The sequence below is a fragment of the Shinella sp. SUS2 genome, assembly GCF_001262505.1.
Taxonomy (GTDB): Bacteria; Pseudomonadota; Alphaproteobacteria; order Rhizobiales; family Rhizobiaceae; genus Shinella.
Map to the genome: position 1 here is coordinate 1 of NZ_KQ410771.1, position 17,881 is coordinate 17,881.

Sequence of the window (17,881 nt, forward strand, 5' to 3'; positions counted from 1 at the left end):
ATCTCGACGGCGTCGTTCGCTGGCGTCTGTGCGATCTGGCGCAATGGCTGTGGGAGGAGTTTCGCGTTTCGGTGAGCGAGCAGACGCTCAGCCGCGAAGTCCGGGCCATGGGCTATCGCAAGCTCGCTGTTCGGCCCAAACATCACGCGCAAGACCCTCAAGCCATTGAGGGTTTTAAAAAAGCTTCCCTGCCGCAGTGGCAGAGATTGCCGCTGGAGCGGCCCGAGGAAAACGCATAGAGATTTGGTTTCAGGATGAGGCCCGTATCGGGCAAAAGAACAAGATCACCCGCCGATGGGCCAGGCGAGGAACACGGCCTTCAGCACCGCACGATCAGCGCACAAGGTCGGCCTACATCTTCGGCGCAATCTGCCCCAAGCTCGGCAAGGCGGCGGCGCTGGTCATGCCATGGTGCGACACCTACGCCATGACCCAGCATCTGGCCGAAATCGCCCGACACGTCGATGCCGACGCGCACGCTATCCTCATCATGGATCAGGCAGGCTGGCACATGTCCAACAATCTCGTCGTGCCCGAAAACATCACCATTCTGCCACTCCCGCCGAAATCGCCGGAGCTGAACCCGGTCGAAAACCTCTGGCATTTCATGCGCGACAACTGGTTATCAAACCGCGTGTTCAAATCATACGACGACATCGTCGATCATTGCTGCGATGCCTGGCGGCGGCTCGAAAGCCAGCCATGGCGCGTCATGTCGATCGGACGCAGAGAATGGGCCAATGGGTTTTGATCAGTGAGGGACCGTATTAGAGCGGCCTAACTGACGGACGATAGGACCGGGTGAACATCTACTCAGGAATGCCAACAGCTGCGCACTTCGGTGGTGTGCCGTTCTGGCGATGCCTTACGCCTTGAAGCGCTCAAGGGCGGTGAGGCGCTTGAGTGGGGGATCGGCGTCGGGCCAGCGGTAGATTTCGGCGCGCAGATAGCGGAGTTCGTCGTCGAGCATGTCATCGGCGACCTCGACCCACCAGCATTTCGGCCGCCCGTCACTTCCGTCCGACCATCGGTAGCCACGGGCCTTGAGATGATCCTTCATCTCGAACGGACTGTGCTCGGCAAAGATGCGAACCCGCGAGCGCTGGCTCGCAGCGAAGAGTTCGGCAAAGGGAGTAGCGCTCTGCTCCGGTCCGTCCTGGGCCAGGACCTCAAGCAGTGCGAAGCAGTCGTCGACGGCGCGGTGTCCATCATGGAAGTAGCCCGCCTGCCCGATGAGGTAGCCAAGCTTCGTTCCTTCGAAGCCGCGAGCCGACCAATCGACTTCGGAGACTGAGCAAGCCCACGCTTTCGGCGCGAAGACCGGGGAAAAGGTTTCACAGAAAGCGCGGTCGAAGCCGGCATTGTGAGCAATGATCAGATCGGCAGGTTCGATCAGGGCCTTCACCTGGGCGATGTCGATCTTCTGACCGGCCACCATGGCGTCCGTGATGCCGGTCAGTCGCGTGATGTCGACGGGGATGGCGACACTTGGCTTCTGCAGCCCGCCATAAACACCCGTGACATCGCCGATGTTTCCAGCCTCGTCGAAGCTGAAGACGACGATCCCGATCTCGATGATTTCGTCCTTGCGAGCATTGAGGCCCGTCGTCTCCGTATCGACAATGACGCCGCGCAAAGGGAAGCCGGGTCGCGGTGCATCCGCGATGGTCCGAGCTTCGAGTTTCCGCAGAACGCGATAGCGGCCTGTTTCTTCAAGCCGGCGCACCATATCGATCTCATCCTGAGCTCCTTGCATGCCGTCGTTGGGGGCAGACTGGACCTTCGCTTCGGGCTCCCTCGCCTCACCGTTCCCGAACAAGTCGAACTGCTGTTTCATGCCGATGATCTCATTGACTAGCGGACCGCGGGGTAGAGGCGTGGAAGCCACCGCTCGATAATATCGACGGGGAAGCCGAGGCGGACTTTGCCCTTGGCGGTGTCCGACTTGAGGACGCCGAAGTTGAGCAAACTCGATAGCACCGTCCGTGCCTGCCGTTCCTGATAGCCCGTCAGTCCCTGGATCTGTGATCGGGAAAACTCCCCGCTGATGACGGCTTCACGCAAGAGCGGCCAGCTTCCCTTTGGAAGCCGCTGCATCTGAACCTCCTCGTTACACCAGACTTCGATGCGGTTCAGCAATTCCTCCGGCTTGAGAAGCTCCTCCATGAACGTGACCTGGTCCAGGCAGCACGACAGGAAGAATGAGGTAAACTCAGTCAGCCCGGCTTGCGTCAGGTTACCCCGTCCATCCAAATCACCGCGCCTTGGCTGATCGGCCTGGGACAGTAGGCGTTTGTAATCCGAGACATTTCTTGCAAGACCTCGTGAAACAGACCACAGTTCTGAACCGATCCCGAGATCGCGCAGAAGGGCGTGCGAAAACAGCCGTGAGACACGCCCGTTGCCATCAAAGAATGGATGGATCCATGCTAGACGATGGTGAGAGGCGCCGACGCCAATGATCCGCTGTAGCTTGGAAAGCATCTTCAAGCCGTAGCCTTCAACGAACCGCCCAAGGAGCGGCTCAATCATGTCGGGCTCTGGGGCGATATGCTCCCCTACTTTGACATGCCGCGTCCTGAGCTGGCCGGGGGTCATTCGAATTACTTCGCCCGTATCGGGATTCCGGACAATCAGCAGGTCCGCAGGCAACCGCCCGCAGAACTCCCCATGAAGCCAGCAGATTCCGTCGAAAGACAGCACGGGAAACGGCATGTCTCCTCGATCGACGAGTTGCTGCACCTCGATGTGGGCGCGAGCCTCAAGCTGAAGGTTGCGCTTCTCCGGTTCGCCGGAAAAGTCGCCTAACATGGCCCGGTCGATATCGATCGGGAGGGTATTGTGCCCCTCTATCAGATTTGAGTAGTAGCAGTTCATCGAGCGCACCAGATCGCCGATAGAAGCCCGCATAAGTGGGTGCAGGCGCGCAGCGAAACGGCTGGCCGCCGACGTCAGCTCGATCGTCAAATCTTCCAGATCTCGATTGCTGTCGGGAAGAAGGGGCTCAATGCTTGCGAGCGTTACCATTTTTTGCCGGTTCCCATGCCTCTAAATTCACAATTAAGAACATAGTGGTAGGCACGGAGCGATGCAATCAATTTGCCGGTCTTATTGCCGATCTTGTTCACGCTGGATATTTTGCCACCTCCCCAAGGCTTGGGGCGCACCGAAGGCATCGTAATCGTCACCGCGCAGGGAACATATAGGATTAGTACCTACGCCAACTAGGGAGCATTTGCTCAACATACTCCCTTAGTGTCAGCGTTCAAAACTGGCGTAAATGATCGACCTTAGTAATCTGACGTTTGTGAAGACGCCTCGGCTCTTATCAACGAGAGCGCAACGTTGTTGGCGGTATCCGAGAATTGTTTCAAGTATGCACCGTAATCTGGTGCCCCGCGATAAAATCTAACCGCCCCAAACGCCAAAAGAAAATTTCTGAGCATCGCCATGGCCCCGGGGTCGGCACGATCTGTTTCTTTGTTTTTAATTAGCTTCAAAACATCTCCCGAGTGCGCGAATTCCGCCAACTCTGCCGCGGAAAAGACGGGCCGTCCCAGTTCGGCCGATTTTGCGATCAGAATTGTTCTCACACACCAGGCAATTCGTCGGTTTAACAAGGACTGCAGATGGCTCTCACCACCAAAATCGACAATAAACCAACCGAGGTCCGAAGCATGTCTGATTTCCCGCTCATAGGACGGCCTCAGCGCAAAATGCTGCCGCAGCAGCCCGAGTTGGTCGGAAGGGTCATAAATAGCCTTCGCCTCGCGGGCGATATGACATACGAAGAGATCGCCCTGTTGTGCTCGTGTCAGCAAGTCGTCGAGCGGATAGATCGACGTTGAAAGGTGTCCCTTTTGAACATGTTGCGGTCGATCATCCTCCGAAATTAGGAGCAAATCGGTATCGGAGAAGATGTCTTCGTCACCCCTGGCGTGGCTACCGAACAAGAGCATAGCTGTAATAGTCATGCGAAAAGCCCACGAACCCAGGTCATAGTCCGGTCCCGGCGCCCTTGTTCTTTCGAAGCGCATCAATGGACAAACGCCGCACCACTTCTCGGGTCTGAACGACTTCATCGAGATTTTTGAGAACAAGCTGCTGTTTCTCAGGCTTCAGAACACCAGGTTCGACGTCGAGATTGTGCTCATTGATGATGTAAAAAGCCGCACTAAGGCGGGAAGGGACTCGCAACTCCTCATCGACCATATCGTATTCCGCCGCGACTGCAGCCTGCTTCAGTTTTTCGAGTTTTGGGTTTGGAATCAGGATCAGTTCCATCGTGTGATGCCACTCAAGATCCAGATCCGCTGTCACGCTGCTAGGCCCAAAAAGAGCAGCGCTGGCAATGCGATTTAGACTGTAGTCTCGAAACTCATTGTGCTCTTTTGACCAAGCACGCACGTACCAGCAGCCTGTAGCGAACAGAAACGAGTGTGGCGCGATCGTCCGCTTCCCAGCAGGCGAACCAGTGAGCGAGGCGTATTCGATCTCAAGTGCAGCATTCTGCTTGATAGCATCAAGTATCCTAATGAGGTTGCTTGGACTGGTCGAACGTCGTTTGATGAACCCCACGACATCGATGGGAGGGGTTTCGGAAAACCACGTATCGGATGCGCTCATCCAGCCATTTTGCACCGCTACAAGTTGCAAGAGATACCGGTCGGAAAATGGACCGATGAACTCCGGCACGAACCCCTCTGAGCGAACAAAGCTCTTCAAACTCCGATCATATGCTAGGTTTCGATCAGCCCGAGCCTGGTATTGCGCGATGTCAGACGACGCTTGCTGCTCTGAAATCCCGAAGAAATCCACAAGATCTTTGCGGTTGAACGATCCGTCCCAAAAAAGCCTAAAGTCGATAAATTCCAGCCTCTTGGTGACACCCCATCTCAGGTCGCGGTCTGCAGAATCCGTCATACGGCCCATCTCCTTTTCCGATTCATCCGAAAAAGATGCATCGCATTACTTGATTGATTATTCGATCGTACCTACCTTATATGGAGGTATACGGGAGTGCCGTCAACGCATCGGAAATGGCAGTGCTTCGATTGTCGCGATTTGAGCTCGACCTAAACGCGTAGTTGGCAGCACGGCTTCGAGCGAGGCCAATTGCAGTGAAGATCGAGCATTTCAAGTGAGCACCGACGACATGCCTCTTCTACAGGCAGATGGCGACAACGTCGTCATCGACATCAACATCCTGGGGTCCGGTTACGACGTGCCTGATGTTGCCAAACCGCTCAAAGACTGCTTGCCGCGCCATGGCGAGCATAACAATGAGGATTCCCACTCATGAATATGCATGTGAATATCATCGAGGCATTTCTCGAAGCTCTGGTGAAAGAACTCGATGTTCCTGATCACCGCTATGAGCAGGCAGAGACGAGCTACTCCTCACTCGGGGAGTGGCTCCACCGTCCGGCGAGCACCGTCCGCCAATACGATCCGCAGGTTTATTGTCAGGGCTCGTTCCGACTTGGAACCGCGATCCGTCCGCACACGGAAGCGGAAGAATACGATGTCGATTCCGTCGTCGAGCTTCGCCTGCTGACGAAAAGCGACAAGACCCAGCAAGAGTTGAAGGCAATGCTCGGCGCCGAGATCAAGGCCTACCACGATGCAATGGCAATGGTGAAACCTGTCCGCGAAGGCAACCGCTGCTGGATCCTCGACTATGCTGACGGCGCCCAGTTCCACATGGATGTCGTACCCGCCGTGCCGAACCACGAACAGCAGCTTCGGCTCCTGAACGCAAGGATGCTGAACACGAAATGGGGTGATGTCACGTTGTTGGGTAACGATGGAAAGAAGCGTGTCGGTGGAAACTCAGACCAGTTCGGCTGTCACAGCATTCCACTGCGCCGTTGCGCGGACACGGTGAATGTGAGTGGTGAGAGCTGAGCGTTTTTTGTGCGATGCGACGAAGAGATTTCGAACTGCCGAGAAGATTGAGATGAAGCGTTGCAATCCGCCGACCGATCGGAATCCCTGCATTATCCGTTCTCGTTTTCGCAGCGGCAGGTGAGAGTTCTCTGCTCGATTGTTGAGGCCTTTGTGCGATCGATGTTCAACATTGGGCATGACGTCCCGCCTTGCCGCGCTGTATGAGCGCAATTTGTCGGTGATGATGCGCTTCGGCGCCATCCCTTGCTTCTTCAGCAGCCGGATCAGTAATCGCTTGGCAGCCTTTGTATTGCGGCGGGTCTGAACGATCTCGTCGAGAACATAACCGTCCTGATCGACGGCACGCCACAGCCAATGCTTTCGGCCAGCAATGGAGATCACCACCTCGTCCAGGTGCCAGATATCTTTTCGCGACGGCTTGCGTCTGCGCAATTGCCTTGCGTAGGCAGGGCCAAATTTCCGGCCCCACCGGCGGATCGTTTCATAAGAAACGACAATACCGCGCTCCAGCAGCATTTCCTCCACCATCCGCAAGCTCAGAGGGAACCGGAAATACAACCACACCGCACGGGCGATAACCTGCGGCGGAAAGCGGTGGTTCTTATAGCTGATGGTGGGCGTGCTCATCTCACCGCCACTATCCGCCAATCGTAAAGCCAACGACAACGTGACATCACCTCTTGCTGCGTTCGGCGGCAGCAGCGGTCAGTTGCGCATCGAGTTCACCAGCGCGAACCGCCTCCACGAGCGTGTCGATGATCTTCGGCAGTGCCGAAAGCTCACCCGCTTCGATGGCGATCTTGTCCTTGGCAAATTCGATGGGCTTGCCGGCGTAGCGAATGCCGAGGAACACCTTGCCGTTGGCATCGGTGAACCAGCCCTGACGCACGCGCTTGGCCGTTTCGACCTCGACGCGGACACCTTCGGCATTCTTCTTGCGCACGATATGCGTCAGAGTGAACGCCTGACCGGCGATCTTCGCCTCGGCCATCTGCTTCTGCTCGGCGAGCGCCGCGATCATCTTTTCCCGCGCACGCTCGACCGGATCGACGGTCGCGCGAACTGGAACTGCGGAGGTGAGCTTGAGGGCCTTGAGGTGGGACATGCTGCGATCCTTTCCGAAACCGTTGAACGTGTTCTCGGAATACAGCCATCCGCCAAAAGGGCGAGCGAAGAATACCGACCATCTTGCAATCGCCAGTGTTGAGATGAGCGGCTATTGCCGTTGCGGCAGCTTCGATATTGCCTGCGCACGCGTGGCAACCCCCAGCTTTCGAAGAATTTCACTCATATGATATTTCACGACTCGCTCCGAAATGCCTATGATCGCAGCTATATCCGTGTTCGATTTACCCTCTGCCGCCCATCTAAGAATTTCTGCTTGTTTCGGCGAGAGCTCGCGCAGTGCGTGGCTTTCATCGACGGAAATCGCTGAACAAAGGCCGAGTGCCTCTGCCTTTAGCAGTCCTGAGTTTGCAACCACCGCCACGGCGTGGGTCGTCCGATCATCAAATTGTTTTTCACTGTGGGACTCCACCGAGACACAGCTAATGGTGCCGGGCCGCCTAGCGAGCGGTATCATGAGACCACCCTTCAGCGGGCTGTTGCGCAGAAACTCGAGATAGCTTTGCTGGTGACGGCAGACGTATCTGTCTTCGTTGCTCCAACTCATTGGCTTTTCAGCCACAGCTGCGCGAGCGAGATTGGGATCGAAGTCCGCCCAATTCTGGCGCTCATACTCCGTCATAAAGTCGTCCGACCAAGTCGTGAGCGTCGGATTGAGCGCTAGTTCATGTTTATCGGCTTTATGGCACCCCAGATTGAAGCTGCCAAAACCCAAGGAAGAGAAAGCATGTTGGAGCGAATTCAGTAACTCAATTTTGTCTTGCGCATCAGAGATCGATCCCGTCGCGTCCGCAAGCTTCTTCAGGATTTCCATATCGAAGATGACCTCACGTCTTGATATTCCGACCTGAGCGTACAGGCACAACTCGCCCGAATCATATTCAACTAAAATATAGTTGATAACTGTCTAACAGGACAGGGGCTTTTTGCAACCAGAGCCTTCATTGTTCCTATACCGTCGCCTTTTTTGGGTTGTTGAAGTTTTCTTCTGGAAATTTGCATGAGTCAGGAACCGGAAAGAGCATCTGTTCTCCACAAAGGAAGCCCCTCTCTCATAGCAGAGCCGCGTTTTCGTGACGAAGGTCGGGCTGCACCACCACCATACCGAGAAACCGAAGAGTTTATTCGATATGCCCTCGACAGCGCGGCCATTGTTGCCGTGACGGATGTGCGAGGCACTATCACATTCGTCAACGGGAAGTTCTGCCAAATCACCGGCTACACCCAAAGCGAACTTGTCGGCGCCAACCACCGGATCCTACGCTCCGGGATGCATGACACTGAATTCTTCCGTGAGATGTATCGCCACATCGCACAAGGCAGAATCTGGCATGGCGAAATCTGTAACCGGCGTAAGGATGGTACGCTGTATTGGGTGGCTACGACCATCGTCCCGCACATATCGATTGCTGGCAAGGTTGACAGCTATACCGCCATTCGCTTCGATATTACGTCACGAAAGTTGATAGAAGAAGAGCTGCGGGCAAGCAAAGAGCACCACAGGGCGATTGCTAATCTCGATGCGCTGACAGGGCTTGCGAACAGACGGCGGTTTCAGGAATACATAGCGGAACTAGTCGCTGAGAACACCGTCGCCGGCCGCCGACTGTACCTGGCGCTTTTCGATCTGGATGCGTTCAAAGAAATCAACGATTCTTTCGGACACGATGCAGGAGACCTGTTGCTTCAGATAATTGCGGAGCGTCTCAAACCGCTCGCTCAGGATCGCCATTTCGTGGCACGCCTCGGAGGAGACGAATTCGGTCTCATTCTGGACGGCGTGAGCAATGACGAAGCGCTCGACTTTTTTGAGGCCGTTCTGGACGCCGTTCGCGAACCAATTGAGATTGAACGCTCCCCACGGCGCTGTTCCGCCAGCATGGGGATTTCCGTTTTCCCTGAACATGGACGTGATACCACGAACCTCTTCAAAGCGGCTGACATGGCTTTGTATCACGCAAAGTCTCTTGGGCGCGACAGGCTTGAACTGTTCCAGCATAAACTACGCGAACAGGTCGAGCAGCGATCTGCGACATTGATCGAGATCGAGCACGGCCTAAAGCGCGGGGAGTTTCGCTTCTTCTATCAGCCGATCGTCCGTACGAGCCCCAATTCACTGGTGTCGCTTGAAGCCCTGATGCGATGGCAGCATCCCACCCGAGGAATGATTACGCCGCTGGATTTTTCGCTAGCATTTGAGGACCCAGCGATGCGTGCTGTTCTAGGCATGTTCATGCTGGAGAAGGTCTTCGATGATATAGCCGTGTTGCACGCTGGCGGCGTAGCGCTGGGACGCGTCGCACTCAACCTCACGAATTCCGATTTCCGATCCGATGCATTTCTTGACCTCTTCTTCGAGCGTTGCTCCGCTACAGGGATAGGACCGGAACAGTTCTGTGTCGAAGTAACGGAAGGGATGTTTCTTGGCCGAGATCAGAAGCGCGTTGACCGTGGGCTTCGACGACTGCACGAAGCCGGGGTGGAGGTTGCTCTTGATGACTTTGGAACAGGCTACGCCTCTCTGACGCATCTCCAGGAACTTCCTATCGACCGGCTAAAGATCGACCGACGTTTCATTTCCAACATCACAAAGTCGCTAAAAGACCAAGCAATTGTTAGCGGAATTATCAACATCGCGCATGGCTTGGGGAAAGTGGTCACCGCCGAGGGGGTCGAAGACGCCGAACAGGTCGCAATGTTGCTGGGCATGAAATGCGATTTTCTGCAAGGCTGGTTCTTCAGCAAGGCGTGCGACGTAAACAGTTTGCCAGACGTTATCAGCCACTTGCCAGCACTCCCACTTTGCACCCAGAGGAAACGCTCACCATGAACGATGATGCCTGCAAAAATCTTCAGATCAACGAGCGCTTGGACTTCGTCAATCTCGGCGCAGACCAGAGAGCTGCCCTTGCGGAATTGCGGCCATTGGTCAGCCGGTCGATTGGTACAGCACTCGATAAGTTATATACCAAGGTGAAAGCTGTTCCTGAAACGAGAAAAATGTTCTCGAACGATGCCCATGTGGCGCATGCCAAGGAACGACAGGCCGCGCATTGGGAAACCATCGCCTCGGCGCGTTTCGATGCGCAATATGTTGATGCCGTCACGACGATCGGTCGTACGCATGCCCGACTTGGACTGGAACCACGGTGGTACCTTGGCGGATATGCACTGATTCTCGAAGAACTGTTTGATGCGGTCGTCCGAGATGAACTGAAGGGTGTTCTCTTCAGGAAAAAGGCTTCAAAGCTATCGCAGCGAATGGCTGCGATCATGAAAGCCGCGATGGTGGATATAGATTATTCTATCTCCACCTATCTGGAGGCATTGGACGTGGAAAGAGCCAAGTCCGAGGAGGCGCGGATAGCACTCCAGGAAAGCCAGGATGCGGCGCAGAGTGCAATCGCTTCTGCTCTTTCCGCCTTGGCTGCGGGAGACCTGATGTCGAGCATTTCGGAGGAACTCTCCCCGCAATTCTCAGACCTCAAGCAGAACTATAATGACGCGGTGGCGCGCCTTCAGGACACCCTTTGCGACGTAAGGTCGGCAATGAACGAGATGTCGTGTGGCGTTGTCGATATGTCCGCGGCAGCCAATGGCATGGCAACACGGACAGAGCAGCAGGCCGCCGCTTTGGAAGAGACCGCCGCCGCGCTTGAGCAGATAACCACTGTTGCTGGCGAAGCTTCGGCTAGAACAAAGGACGCGCAAGAACTGGCGAAAGCTTCCGCGCAAGAGGCACGTAAATCGACTGAGATTGTCGAAAACGCCATCTCATCCATGACCGCGATTGAAGATTCATCCCGACAGATCACGTCAATAATCGGCGTTATTGAGGAAATTTCCTTCCAGACAAACCTCTTGGCCCTCAACGCCGGCGTTGAAGCTGCACGCGCCGGAGAAGCAGGCAAGGGCTTTGCGGTCGTTGCTCAGGAAGTTCGGGAACTTGCCCAACGTTCCGCGCGAGCGGCAAAGGAAATCGATACCCTCATCGCGAAATCCTCGAGTGATGTGATGCGCGGCGTTTCGCTGGTGAATGCGACAGGAAGTGCTCTGCAATCGATCGGTGACAGGATCACGTCGATCAATGAGCATATCGATGGAATTGTCCATTCCGCTCAGGAGCAAGCGACGGGGATAAGGGAAATCAACAGCGCTATCGCAAATCTCGATCAGATCACCCAGCAGAATGCGGCCATGATGGAAGAAACGAATGCAGCCACGGCTGTACTCGCCACGATCAGCGCCGAGCTTTCGAAACTCGTCGGCCAGTTCAAATTAACCGGAAGCGACGGAAAGATTGATGAAGTTGGGAACGTCAGCAAGCGAGCAACTAAACAAGCCGCTTAGGTGTCTCAATTGACGCGGGTGTAAACACGCTGAATGAGATCGTTTGAATGAACCAAAAGCCTGTCCGTCGTCGAATGATTTGAGACTTTTTGGGCTTTGGAAGAATGGAGTTTCCGGCTCGGTTTGCGGGTTGATTTAAGCCGCTTTGGCGTGGTGGTTCAAGCGGCGCAGTCGGATGGTCTCTCGTTTGATCCTTTCGCGTTCGATGAGGATGGTTTTGCCGCGGCCGAAGTAGACGTCAGCCGGGGTGAGATTGTCGAGGCTCTCGTGGTATCGGCGATGATTGTAATGTTCGACGAAGGCCGCGATCTGGGCTTCGAGGTCCTCCTGGAAGAAGTAGTTTTCCAGCAGGATGCGGTTCTTGAGCGTCTGGTGCCAGCGTTCGATCTTGCCCTGCGTGGCCGGATTTTACTCCGCCCGCGGCTGGACTATTCCGCCGCTACCGTGGCCGACTTTTGCACCGCCGCTCTCAGTTCGGCGGCGGGAAACAGCGAGAGTGCTGCACCGCTAAGGCTCAAGTCCAGCAGAAAAAGAGCGGCCAGAAGGCCTGGCCAGCGATGGATGACACGGATCATGTCGTCCACCGCCTAGAAGGAGTAGGCAACGGTCGAGACGTAGCGTCGACCGCGAACGGTCGTCTTCGTGCCCGCAGTGGTCAGGGGAACGGCGACCTCGTTGGGGCTGTCACGCATGTCCTCCACGGCTGCGTCGACATGCAGCGTGTAACCTGCGTCGAAAAGCGCATCGGCAAGGTCGAGCGAGATCTCCAGCGTGCGCCCCGCACCGACGCTAGCGCCGGTAATGCCGTCGATACCGGCGCGGCCGCCAGTGGCGCGATACCAGCCCGATAGATGGTGAGCGCAACGAATGGCCCACGGCTTTCGTGATTGACTAAATAGGTTTCTGGCTCTCGGTCAGAACTTCTGCTTTGNGTGAGCGCAACGAATGGCCCACGGCTTTCGTGATTGACTAAATAGGTTTCTGGCTCTCGGTCAGAACTTCTGCTTTGCCCGCTTCGGCATAAAATAGGTTCGGATATTGACGAGTGCTTCGGCGACCTCAGCAGCATCCTGGCGGGTCGCTTTCCGTTTTGCCTCGCCGAGCTTGCGGATGGGCGCGATGATATCGCCAGTGACGGCATGACCTCGAAGGACGGGCTGCCAAAGCTTGGGCGCGTACCTTGTTCCTAGCAGAAAGCAGAGGTCCCAATCGAATGGATCAAAGGTCTGATCATCGATCCTGGCGAACCTGGGCCGGTGGTCTTTCGGTGTTTCGGCAAGGCTCGCAGAGATGCGGTTATATTCCGCAACGACCGTCTGCACGGCCCGATGTTCGGTTGTTTCCATCGGCAGGTTCAGGGCATCCGGACCGGTCAGCTCCGGGATCCACTGACGTGGGTCGATGAACCTCGGTCCGATGATGAGAGCAGTGAGATAGCCATCGAGACCGCTCATTGACCAGATTGGCGATGCCGGACGACGTGCCCTGATAAACGCCTCGAACGCCACATCATCAAGCTTCGGTCGTGCGGTCGTCGTCCCCTGGCTGTTGTGCGTCATGCCGCCCGTCGCTCCTGCTCTGTCAGCGCCTCGCGCTCAGCCTTCCAGTTCCACGGCAAAAGACTCTCCATCTCGCTGGCTTTCACTTTGCCCGCGATGATGCGTTCCAGCACATCGGCTAACCAAGCCTCGGGGTCCACACCATTCAGCTTACAGGTGTTGACGAGCGATGCGAGGACCGCGAAGGTCTTGCCACCGCGCTCGTTGCCGACGAACAACGAATTTTTCCTCGTCAGGGCCACCGATTTCATCGAACGCTCGACCACATTGGAGTCCACTTCGATCCGGCCATCCTCCAGGAAGGCTGCCAGTCCGTTCCAGTGGTTGAGCGTGTAGGTGACGGCCTTGCCAAGCGCCGATTTTGCCGACACCTCGTCGCTCAGTTCGGTGAGCTGGGCCTTCAGTTCGCTCATGATGGGCGCTGCCTCGCGACGCCGCACCCTCAGCCGGGTATCGTCATTCTCGCCTCGGATCTTCGCTTCGATGCGATAGATCTCGGCAATCCTGGCCAGGATCGACAGCGCCTCCGAGGAGCCGGTCAGTTTGACGACATCGACGAACTTGCGCCGCGCATGGGCAAGGCAGAAGGCCAGCCGCATGGGAGCGACATTGCTCTTCCCCCGGCGCTTGGCCATGGTCTTATAGGCTTGGTACCCATCGACTTGAAGCACGCCGGCAAACGACGACAATTGCCCCTCGACCTCGCGAGCGCTGCGGCTTTCGGCAAAGATATAGGCGACCGCCGGCGGCGCCGGACCGTTCCAGGGTCGGTCGTCGATGGCTTGCGCCCAGAGTTGGCAGAGCTTGGTGCGTTTGCGTCCCGGATCGAGCCGCGGAAGCGGTGTCTCGTCACAGAACACCCTCGGCTGGGAGCGGATGAAGGCGGTGAGCGCATCATAGAGAAGCTCGAGCCACCAGGCGACCCGCGTCACCCAGGCGCCGAGCGTGCCGCGATCGATGATCACACCGCAAGAGGCCAGCATCTGGGCCTGGCGATGGAGCGGAAGATGCCAGGCAAACTTCGAAACGGCGACATGGGCGGCAAAGGCCGTGGTCACCATGCCGCCATCCATTACGCGCGCCGGCGCGGGCGCCTGCACAATGACGCTTTCGCAGGCCCGGCAGGCATAGCGCGGCCGGATCGTCCGTTTGACCCGGACAACCGCCGGCACGATGTCGAGCGCCTCGCTGACGTCCGTGCCGATGCAATGCAGTTCGAACGAGCAGCACGGGCAAACCTTGCTCTCCGGCTCGATGACCTCTTCATACCGGGGAAGGTGCTTGGGCAAACGGCCGATATTGCGGGCTGGCGATCGTCGAGCCTGCGGTGTCCCCTCGGTGACGGGCGCGACATCATCATTGGCAGCTTCGGGAATGTCGCTGAGATCGCCAAGGTCGAGCGTCGCCTGCGTCGGGTCGAGCATCGTCATTTTCTCCGACTTCGGCCCAAAGAGCTGCTGCTCCAGGAAGGCAACGCGCGCTTTGAGATCGGCATTCTCTTCGTCGAGCGAGAGAATGATCCGGGTTAATTGCGCAGCATCCTGAGGCAAGGAGGTGGGTCGAAGCGGCATGCCAGACCCTACCACACAAGCCTGAATCTGCAAACAAAACCAATAGGATCAGCCTACTTTTGAGGGCCTCCTCACCGCGTTTCGTTTGACCCGCGTCCAGTCAATGCCGGCCAGCAAAAGCGCGAACTCCTGGCTACTCATCTGCATCGCGCCATCGCGGATCGGTGGCCAAACGAACTTGCCCGCCTCCAGCCATTTCGTCGCCAGGATCATGCCTGATCCGTCCCAATAAATGCAGCGAAGGCGATCGAGACGCTTGGCGCGGAACACGAACACGTCGCCACAATAGGGATCGGCCGCAAGCGCTGACGCCACCAAGGCCACAAGCCCATTCATGCCGCGCCGGAAGTCGACCGGCTGCGTCGCCACCATGATCTTCACGCCATTCGGCGAAAGTCCGATCACCGGCGTCCTCGCAACGCCGCCACCATCGCCTGCGCCAATTCGGGCGCCACCGAGCCGATCACGGTCATGCGCGCGCCAGCAATCTCGACCTCAATACGAGCCGCGGCGGAGTGGGCCACATCCGACGGCGAGCTCTCGGAAGACGTTCTATCGCCAACCACCGTCACCGGCACGAACATCGCCTGCTGCGCGCAGGCTTTCGCGGATCGTTGAGAGGTCAGTCCGGCTTCGCGACGCCAGACGTTCAGCAGACCGCGGTTGACGCCCCAGCGCCGGGCAATCGCCGAGATGTTCACGTCGGGCTCTGCGCTTTCCGTAAGGATCCGCGCCTTCTCCTCGTCAGTCCAATTCCGCCGCTGGCGCCGACCGGTGATCACCTCGATCCGACGATACCTTCCCTCATGCCTGGCTTCATCCATGGCTTCATCCATGACTTCAAGCATGGCATCAGCGCGATCTCCAACCATTCCGTTCCGCTCCTGTCGATGAAGGAGCTTATCTCGCGGCCTCAATCACAAAAGGAAAGGTGGGATGTTCGTCGCGCTCACNTTCCGCTCCTGTCGATGAAGGAGCTTATCTCGCGGCCTCAATCACAAAAGGAAAGGTGGGATGTTCGTCGCGCTCACTAATAATCGTACTAAGGAGCACAGCTTGAACTGTAGGATCAGGAGACGTGGTGAGTATCAAACGAACCAACTCATAGGGTGGCATCTGGCGTACGTCCGCTGGGACTGCCTGTTCGATCGTCTCCAATAGCATCTGCACTTCTCCAGCTTCGAGTAGCGCGATATCATCAATCAGCGAGATAATTCCAGAAAGGGCTCCAAACGTGTGGGCCGCCCCGGGAAGGCGCGCGGACGCCAAGTCGCGCGTCATCTCTACTCTAACGCGCTTAGTCGTTTTGGCGTATACCTTCGCTTTAACGCCCTCCACAAATTCACACTGAAGAACTGCTGAATGATTTTCAAGTCCAACCTGTGAATGCATGTTCGGATATCTTCGAATGTTGCTCGTTCTGCCGAGGCAAAAGAACAGAGGCTCCATTCTGCGCATCAGATTAATGGGGTCATCAGCGCGAAATTCCCAGTAAGTTTCAACCTCCTTTAAATTGTACCGGGGTGCACGGCGAAGACTGCTACTTTCGTTGATCCGCTGGAATGCCTCCCTAATCAACTGATCAAGGAACGCATCGACTGCAAAAATGTATTGGTCGCGAAAATGGTTCCAATGTTCCGGTGCGGACATGAAATTGGTGCGCCGATCTAGCCGCCTTAATGCATGGCGCGGGCCGTTTTGGCGACGAGATGCGAGGCTTTTGCTGGCTGCGCGACACCGCAGGNCCGCCTTAATGCATGGCGCGGGCCGTTTTGGCGACGAGATGCGAGGCTTTTGCTGGCTGCGCGACACCGCAGGCAAGTTTTTCCAGTCGCCGGAGTTGATCCGTCGCGATGGAAGGCGGGGTTTGCAGGTTGAGGTCAGGGGTCGTTTTGGGGCGTCAGCGCCCCGTTGGCTATGTCACGAGCCGCGGGATGCGATCCAGGACGATGCGCAGGATGCGCTGATCCGGGCAGGATGTCGGCAGGTGCAGGCGGATCTGGGTTTTCATCTCGACCACGCGCGCGGCAATCTTGATGAGGCGCAGTCGCAGCGTGTCGAATTGGGCGACGGCAAAGCTGGATCGTTTCGGCATTGCGGCGCGCAGGCCCCACATCAACCAGTAGGCGCCAGCATGCAAGAACAGCCGGAACTGGTTGGCCGCCGCTCTCGTACAGGAGGTCCGGTCGGCGGCGAGATGCGTCTTCCATGACTTGATGTGGTTCTCGGCCGCTCCACGCCGGCAGTAGACGTCCTCGTAGAGCGCTTTGGCCTTGCCACCTGCAAGGTTGGTGACGATGAAGCGGGTGTCGGCGCCTTGGGCGCCAACCTCGACGCGGGCGATGATGCGCTCGACGCGGCTCCAGCTGGCGGCGCCATCAAAGAATTCCTTGAACCTGCGGACCTTGCCCGTCTTCGCCGACGCTTCGAACCGCGCCACCGTGCTGGTTTCCAGGTCTGCGACATGCTTGCGCAAGGTGGTGGTGGGCGCGAGACCGAAGATGAAGTCGACATGGTTGGCGCGGCACCAGTCAATGACCTGCGGGCTGCAGTAATGACTGTCGGCCCGGATCAGGATCCGGGTGTTCGGCCAATTGCTCCGGATCGCCTGCACCAGGCGGCGCAAGTGGGGACGGATTTCGACCCCGCTCGGCCGCTTTGCCGGTCGCAGAACCGCACCGACGAACCGTCCCGCGTCATCGAACACAACAATCGGCTGGAAGCCATATTCATCGTAATGGGCATTGAACAGCCGCAATTGCTGGCCGCCATGCACGGCGTCAAAGGTGTCGTCAATGTCGAGCACGATCCGCTTGGGAACTTGCCGGAAAGAGACGCAGTAAAGGTCGACCATCGCCCGGCCCATCGCCACCAGTTCCCGCACGCCGGGCAGGTTCTCCAGCCGGCAGATCGTCGATTGCGAGGCCAGGTTACGACCCGACGGCAGCGCGTCCTGGGCCATCTTGAAGACCGGATCGGAACGCAGACGGTTGGCATCGTTGCCATCCTCGTAGCCGGCAGCGATCATCTTCATGCGAAAGCCGATCATGTCGGCCAGGCTATGGATGGTCTGGTCCGGGCAGCGCGGATCGTCGATGCAGCGCGCCAGACGGTCAGCCACCCGCAGCCGCTTCTCGACTTCGGCAAGAGCGAGAACCCCACTGTTGGACGACAGCATGCCGCCATCAAAACGGGCGACAACGCACTTGCCGCGAACAGATGACAAACCGGGCAGCGCTAGCGTAGGATCATTCATGGCGGGTGCGGTCTCCCAGAAACGACGCGGATCGGCGTAAGCAACCAAATCCTACGTCATTTCAACGGCTTGAACCACATCCGCCAACCCCTCATGAATTATTCGGGCTA

16 protein-coding genes and 4 pseudogenes are annotated in these 17,881 nt (G+C 57.2%); 5 read left to right on the plus strand and 15 right to left on the minus strand.

The window, feature by feature from the left end:
- Positions 1–751, plus strand: a pseudogene (locus AKG11_RS31790) (IS630 family transposase); the annotation flags it as partial.
- Between the two features lie 114 nt (positions 752–865).
- On the opposite strand, the gene AKG11_RS31795 reads toward AKG11_RS31790, so the two are convergent.
- From AKG11_RS31795 to AKG11_RS31810, 4 genes are all read right to left on the minus strand, one after another.
- Complete coding sequence (locus tag AKG11_RS31795; protein ID WP_245293371.1) at positions 866–1,756, minus strand: 3'-5' exonuclease; 891 nt, start codon at positions 1,754–1,756, stop codon at positions 866–868.
- Positions 1,757–1,854: 98 nt separating this feature from the next.
- Positions 1,855–3,027 carry a Fic family protein gene (locus tag AKG11_RS31800; protein WP_050746881.1) on the minus strand — a complete coding sequence of 391 codons (1,173 nt, stop codon included), beginning with the start codon at positions 3,025–3,027 and terminating at the stop codon, positions 1,855–1,857.
- Between the two features lie 263 nt (positions 3,028–3,290).
- A complete protein-coding gene (locus AKG11_RS31805; protein ID WP_156334197.1) occupies positions 3,291–3,974 on the minus strand; it encodes an anti-phage Hailong system nucleotidyltransferase HalB in 684 nt (227 codons plus the stop codon).
- Between the two features lie 22 nt (positions 3,975–3,996).
- Positions 3,997–4,923, minus strand: a complete 927-nt coding sequence (locus AKG11_RS31810) for a WYL domain-containing protein (RefSeq protein ID WP_245290313.1) — start codon at positions 4,921–4,923, stop codon at positions 3,997–3,999.
- Between the two features lie 217 nt (positions 4,924–5,140).
- On the opposite strand from AKG11_RS31810, the gene AKG11_RS34925 reads away from it, so the two are divergent.
- Complete coding sequence (locus AKG11_RS34925) at positions 5,141–5,302, plus strand: hypothetical protein (protein WP_156334198.1); 162 nt, start codon at positions 5,141–5,143, stop codon at positions 5,300–5,302.
- Entirely contained in the window at positions 5,299–5,907 is a 609-nt protein-coding gene (locus tag AKG11_RS31815) for a nucleotidyltransferase domain-containing protein (RefSeq protein ID WP_050746884.1), read from the plus strand. The genes AKG11_RS34925 and AKG11_RS31815 overlap by 4 nt, the downstream gene beginning before the upstream one ends.
- Here AKG11_RS31815 and AKG11_RS34050 read toward each other — a convergent pair.
- The 3 genes and pseudogenes from AKG11_RS34050 to AKG11_RS31825 all read right to left on the minus strand — a co-directional run bounded on the left by AKG11_RS34050 (position 5,833) and on the right by AKG11_RS31825 (position 7,849).
- Positions 5,833–6,584, minus strand: a pseudogene (locus tag AKG11_RS34050) (IS6 family transposase). The gene AKG11_RS31815 and the pseudogene AKG11_RS34050 sit on opposite strands and share 75 nt — an antisense overlap.
- Positions 6,584–7,015 (minus strand): hypothetical protein, encoded by a 432-nt coding sequence (locus tag AKG11_RS31820; RefSeq protein ID WP_050746885.1) that lies wholly within the window; start codon positions 7,013–7,015, stop codon positions 6,584–6,586. Before AKG11_RS31820 ends, AKG11_RS34050 begins: the two are co-directional and overlap by 1 nt.
- Positions 7,016–7,126: 111 nt before the next feature.
- Complete coding sequence (locus AKG11_RS31825) at positions 7,127–7,849, minus strand: helix-turn-helix transcriptional regulator (RefSeq protein WP_050746886.1); 723 nt, start codon at positions 7,847–7,849, stop codon at positions 7,127–7,129.
- Positions 7,850–8,035: 186 nt separating this feature from the next.
- On the opposite strand from AKG11_RS31825, the gene AKG11_RS34055 reads away from it, so the two are divergent.
- On the plus strand, positions 8,036–9,865 hold the full coding sequence (locus AKG11_RS34055) for a putative bifunctional diguanylate cyclase/phosphodiesterase (protein ID WP_082342901.1): 1,830 nt from the start codon (positions 8,036–8,038) through the stop codon (positions 9,863–9,865).
- Complete coding sequence (locus AKG11_RS31840; RefSeq protein ID WP_050746889.1) at positions 9,862–11,385, plus strand: globin-coupled sensor protein; 1,524 nt, start codon at positions 9,862–9,864, stop codon at positions 11,383–11,385. Before AKG11_RS34055 ends, AKG11_RS31840 begins: the two co-directional genes overlap by 4 nt.
- A 135-nt stretch (positions 11,386–11,520) precedes the next feature.
- Here AKG11_RS31840 and AKG11_RS34060 read toward each other — a convergent pair.
- From AKG11_RS34060 to AKG11_RS31880, 8 genes and pseudogenes are all read right to left on the minus strand, one after another.
- Positions 11,521–11,793 (minus strand): annotated as a pseudogene (locus AKG11_RS34060) (integrase core domain-containing protein); the annotation flags it as partial.
- 179 nt (positions 11,794–11,972) lie between these two features.
- A pseudogene (locus tag AKG11_RS31850) lies at positions 11,973–12,239 on the minus strand (DUF2271 domain-containing protein); the annotation flags it as partial.
- A gap of 138 nt (positions 12,240–12,377) precedes the next feature.
- Positions 12,378–12,944 (minus strand): YecA/YgfB family protein, encoded by a 567-nt coding sequence (locus AKG11_RS31855; protein ID WP_050746891.1) that lies wholly within the window; start codon positions 12,942–12,944, stop codon positions 12,378–12,380.
- Positions 12,941–14,515 (minus strand): IS66 family transposase, encoded by a 1,575-nt coding sequence (locus AKG11_RS31860; protein WP_050746892.1) that lies wholly within the window; start codon positions 14,513–14,515, stop codon positions 12,941–12,943. The genes AKG11_RS31855 and AKG11_RS31860 overlap by 4 nt, the downstream gene beginning before the upstream one ends.
- Before the next feature lie 48 nt (positions 14,516–14,563).
- A complete protein-coding gene (gene tnpB / locus AKG11_RS31865) occupies positions 14,564–14,920 on the minus strand; it encodes an IS66 family insertion sequence element accessory protein TnpB (protein WP_050746893.1) in 357 nt (118 codons plus the stop codon).
- Entirely contained in the window at positions 14,917–15,387 is a 471-nt protein-coding gene (locus AKG11_RS31870) for an IS66-like element accessory protein TnpA (protein ID WP_050746894.1), read from the minus strand. The genes tnpB and AKG11_RS31870 overlap by 4 nt, the downstream gene beginning before the upstream one ends.
- Positions 15,388–15,493: 106 nt before the next feature.
- Positions 15,494–16,165, minus strand: a complete 672-nt coding sequence (locus AKG11_RS34935) for a hypothetical protein (protein WP_156334201.1) — start codon at positions 16,163–16,165, stop codon at positions 15,494–15,496.
- A gap of 265 nt (positions 16,166–16,430) precedes the next feature.
- Positions 16,431–17,771, minus strand: coding sequence for an IS1380 family transposase (locus AKG11_RS31880; protein ID WP_050746896.1), 1,341 nt, complete (start codon positions 17,769–17,771; stop codon positions 16,431–16,433).
- Positions 17,772–17,881 lie beyond the last annotated feature (110 nt).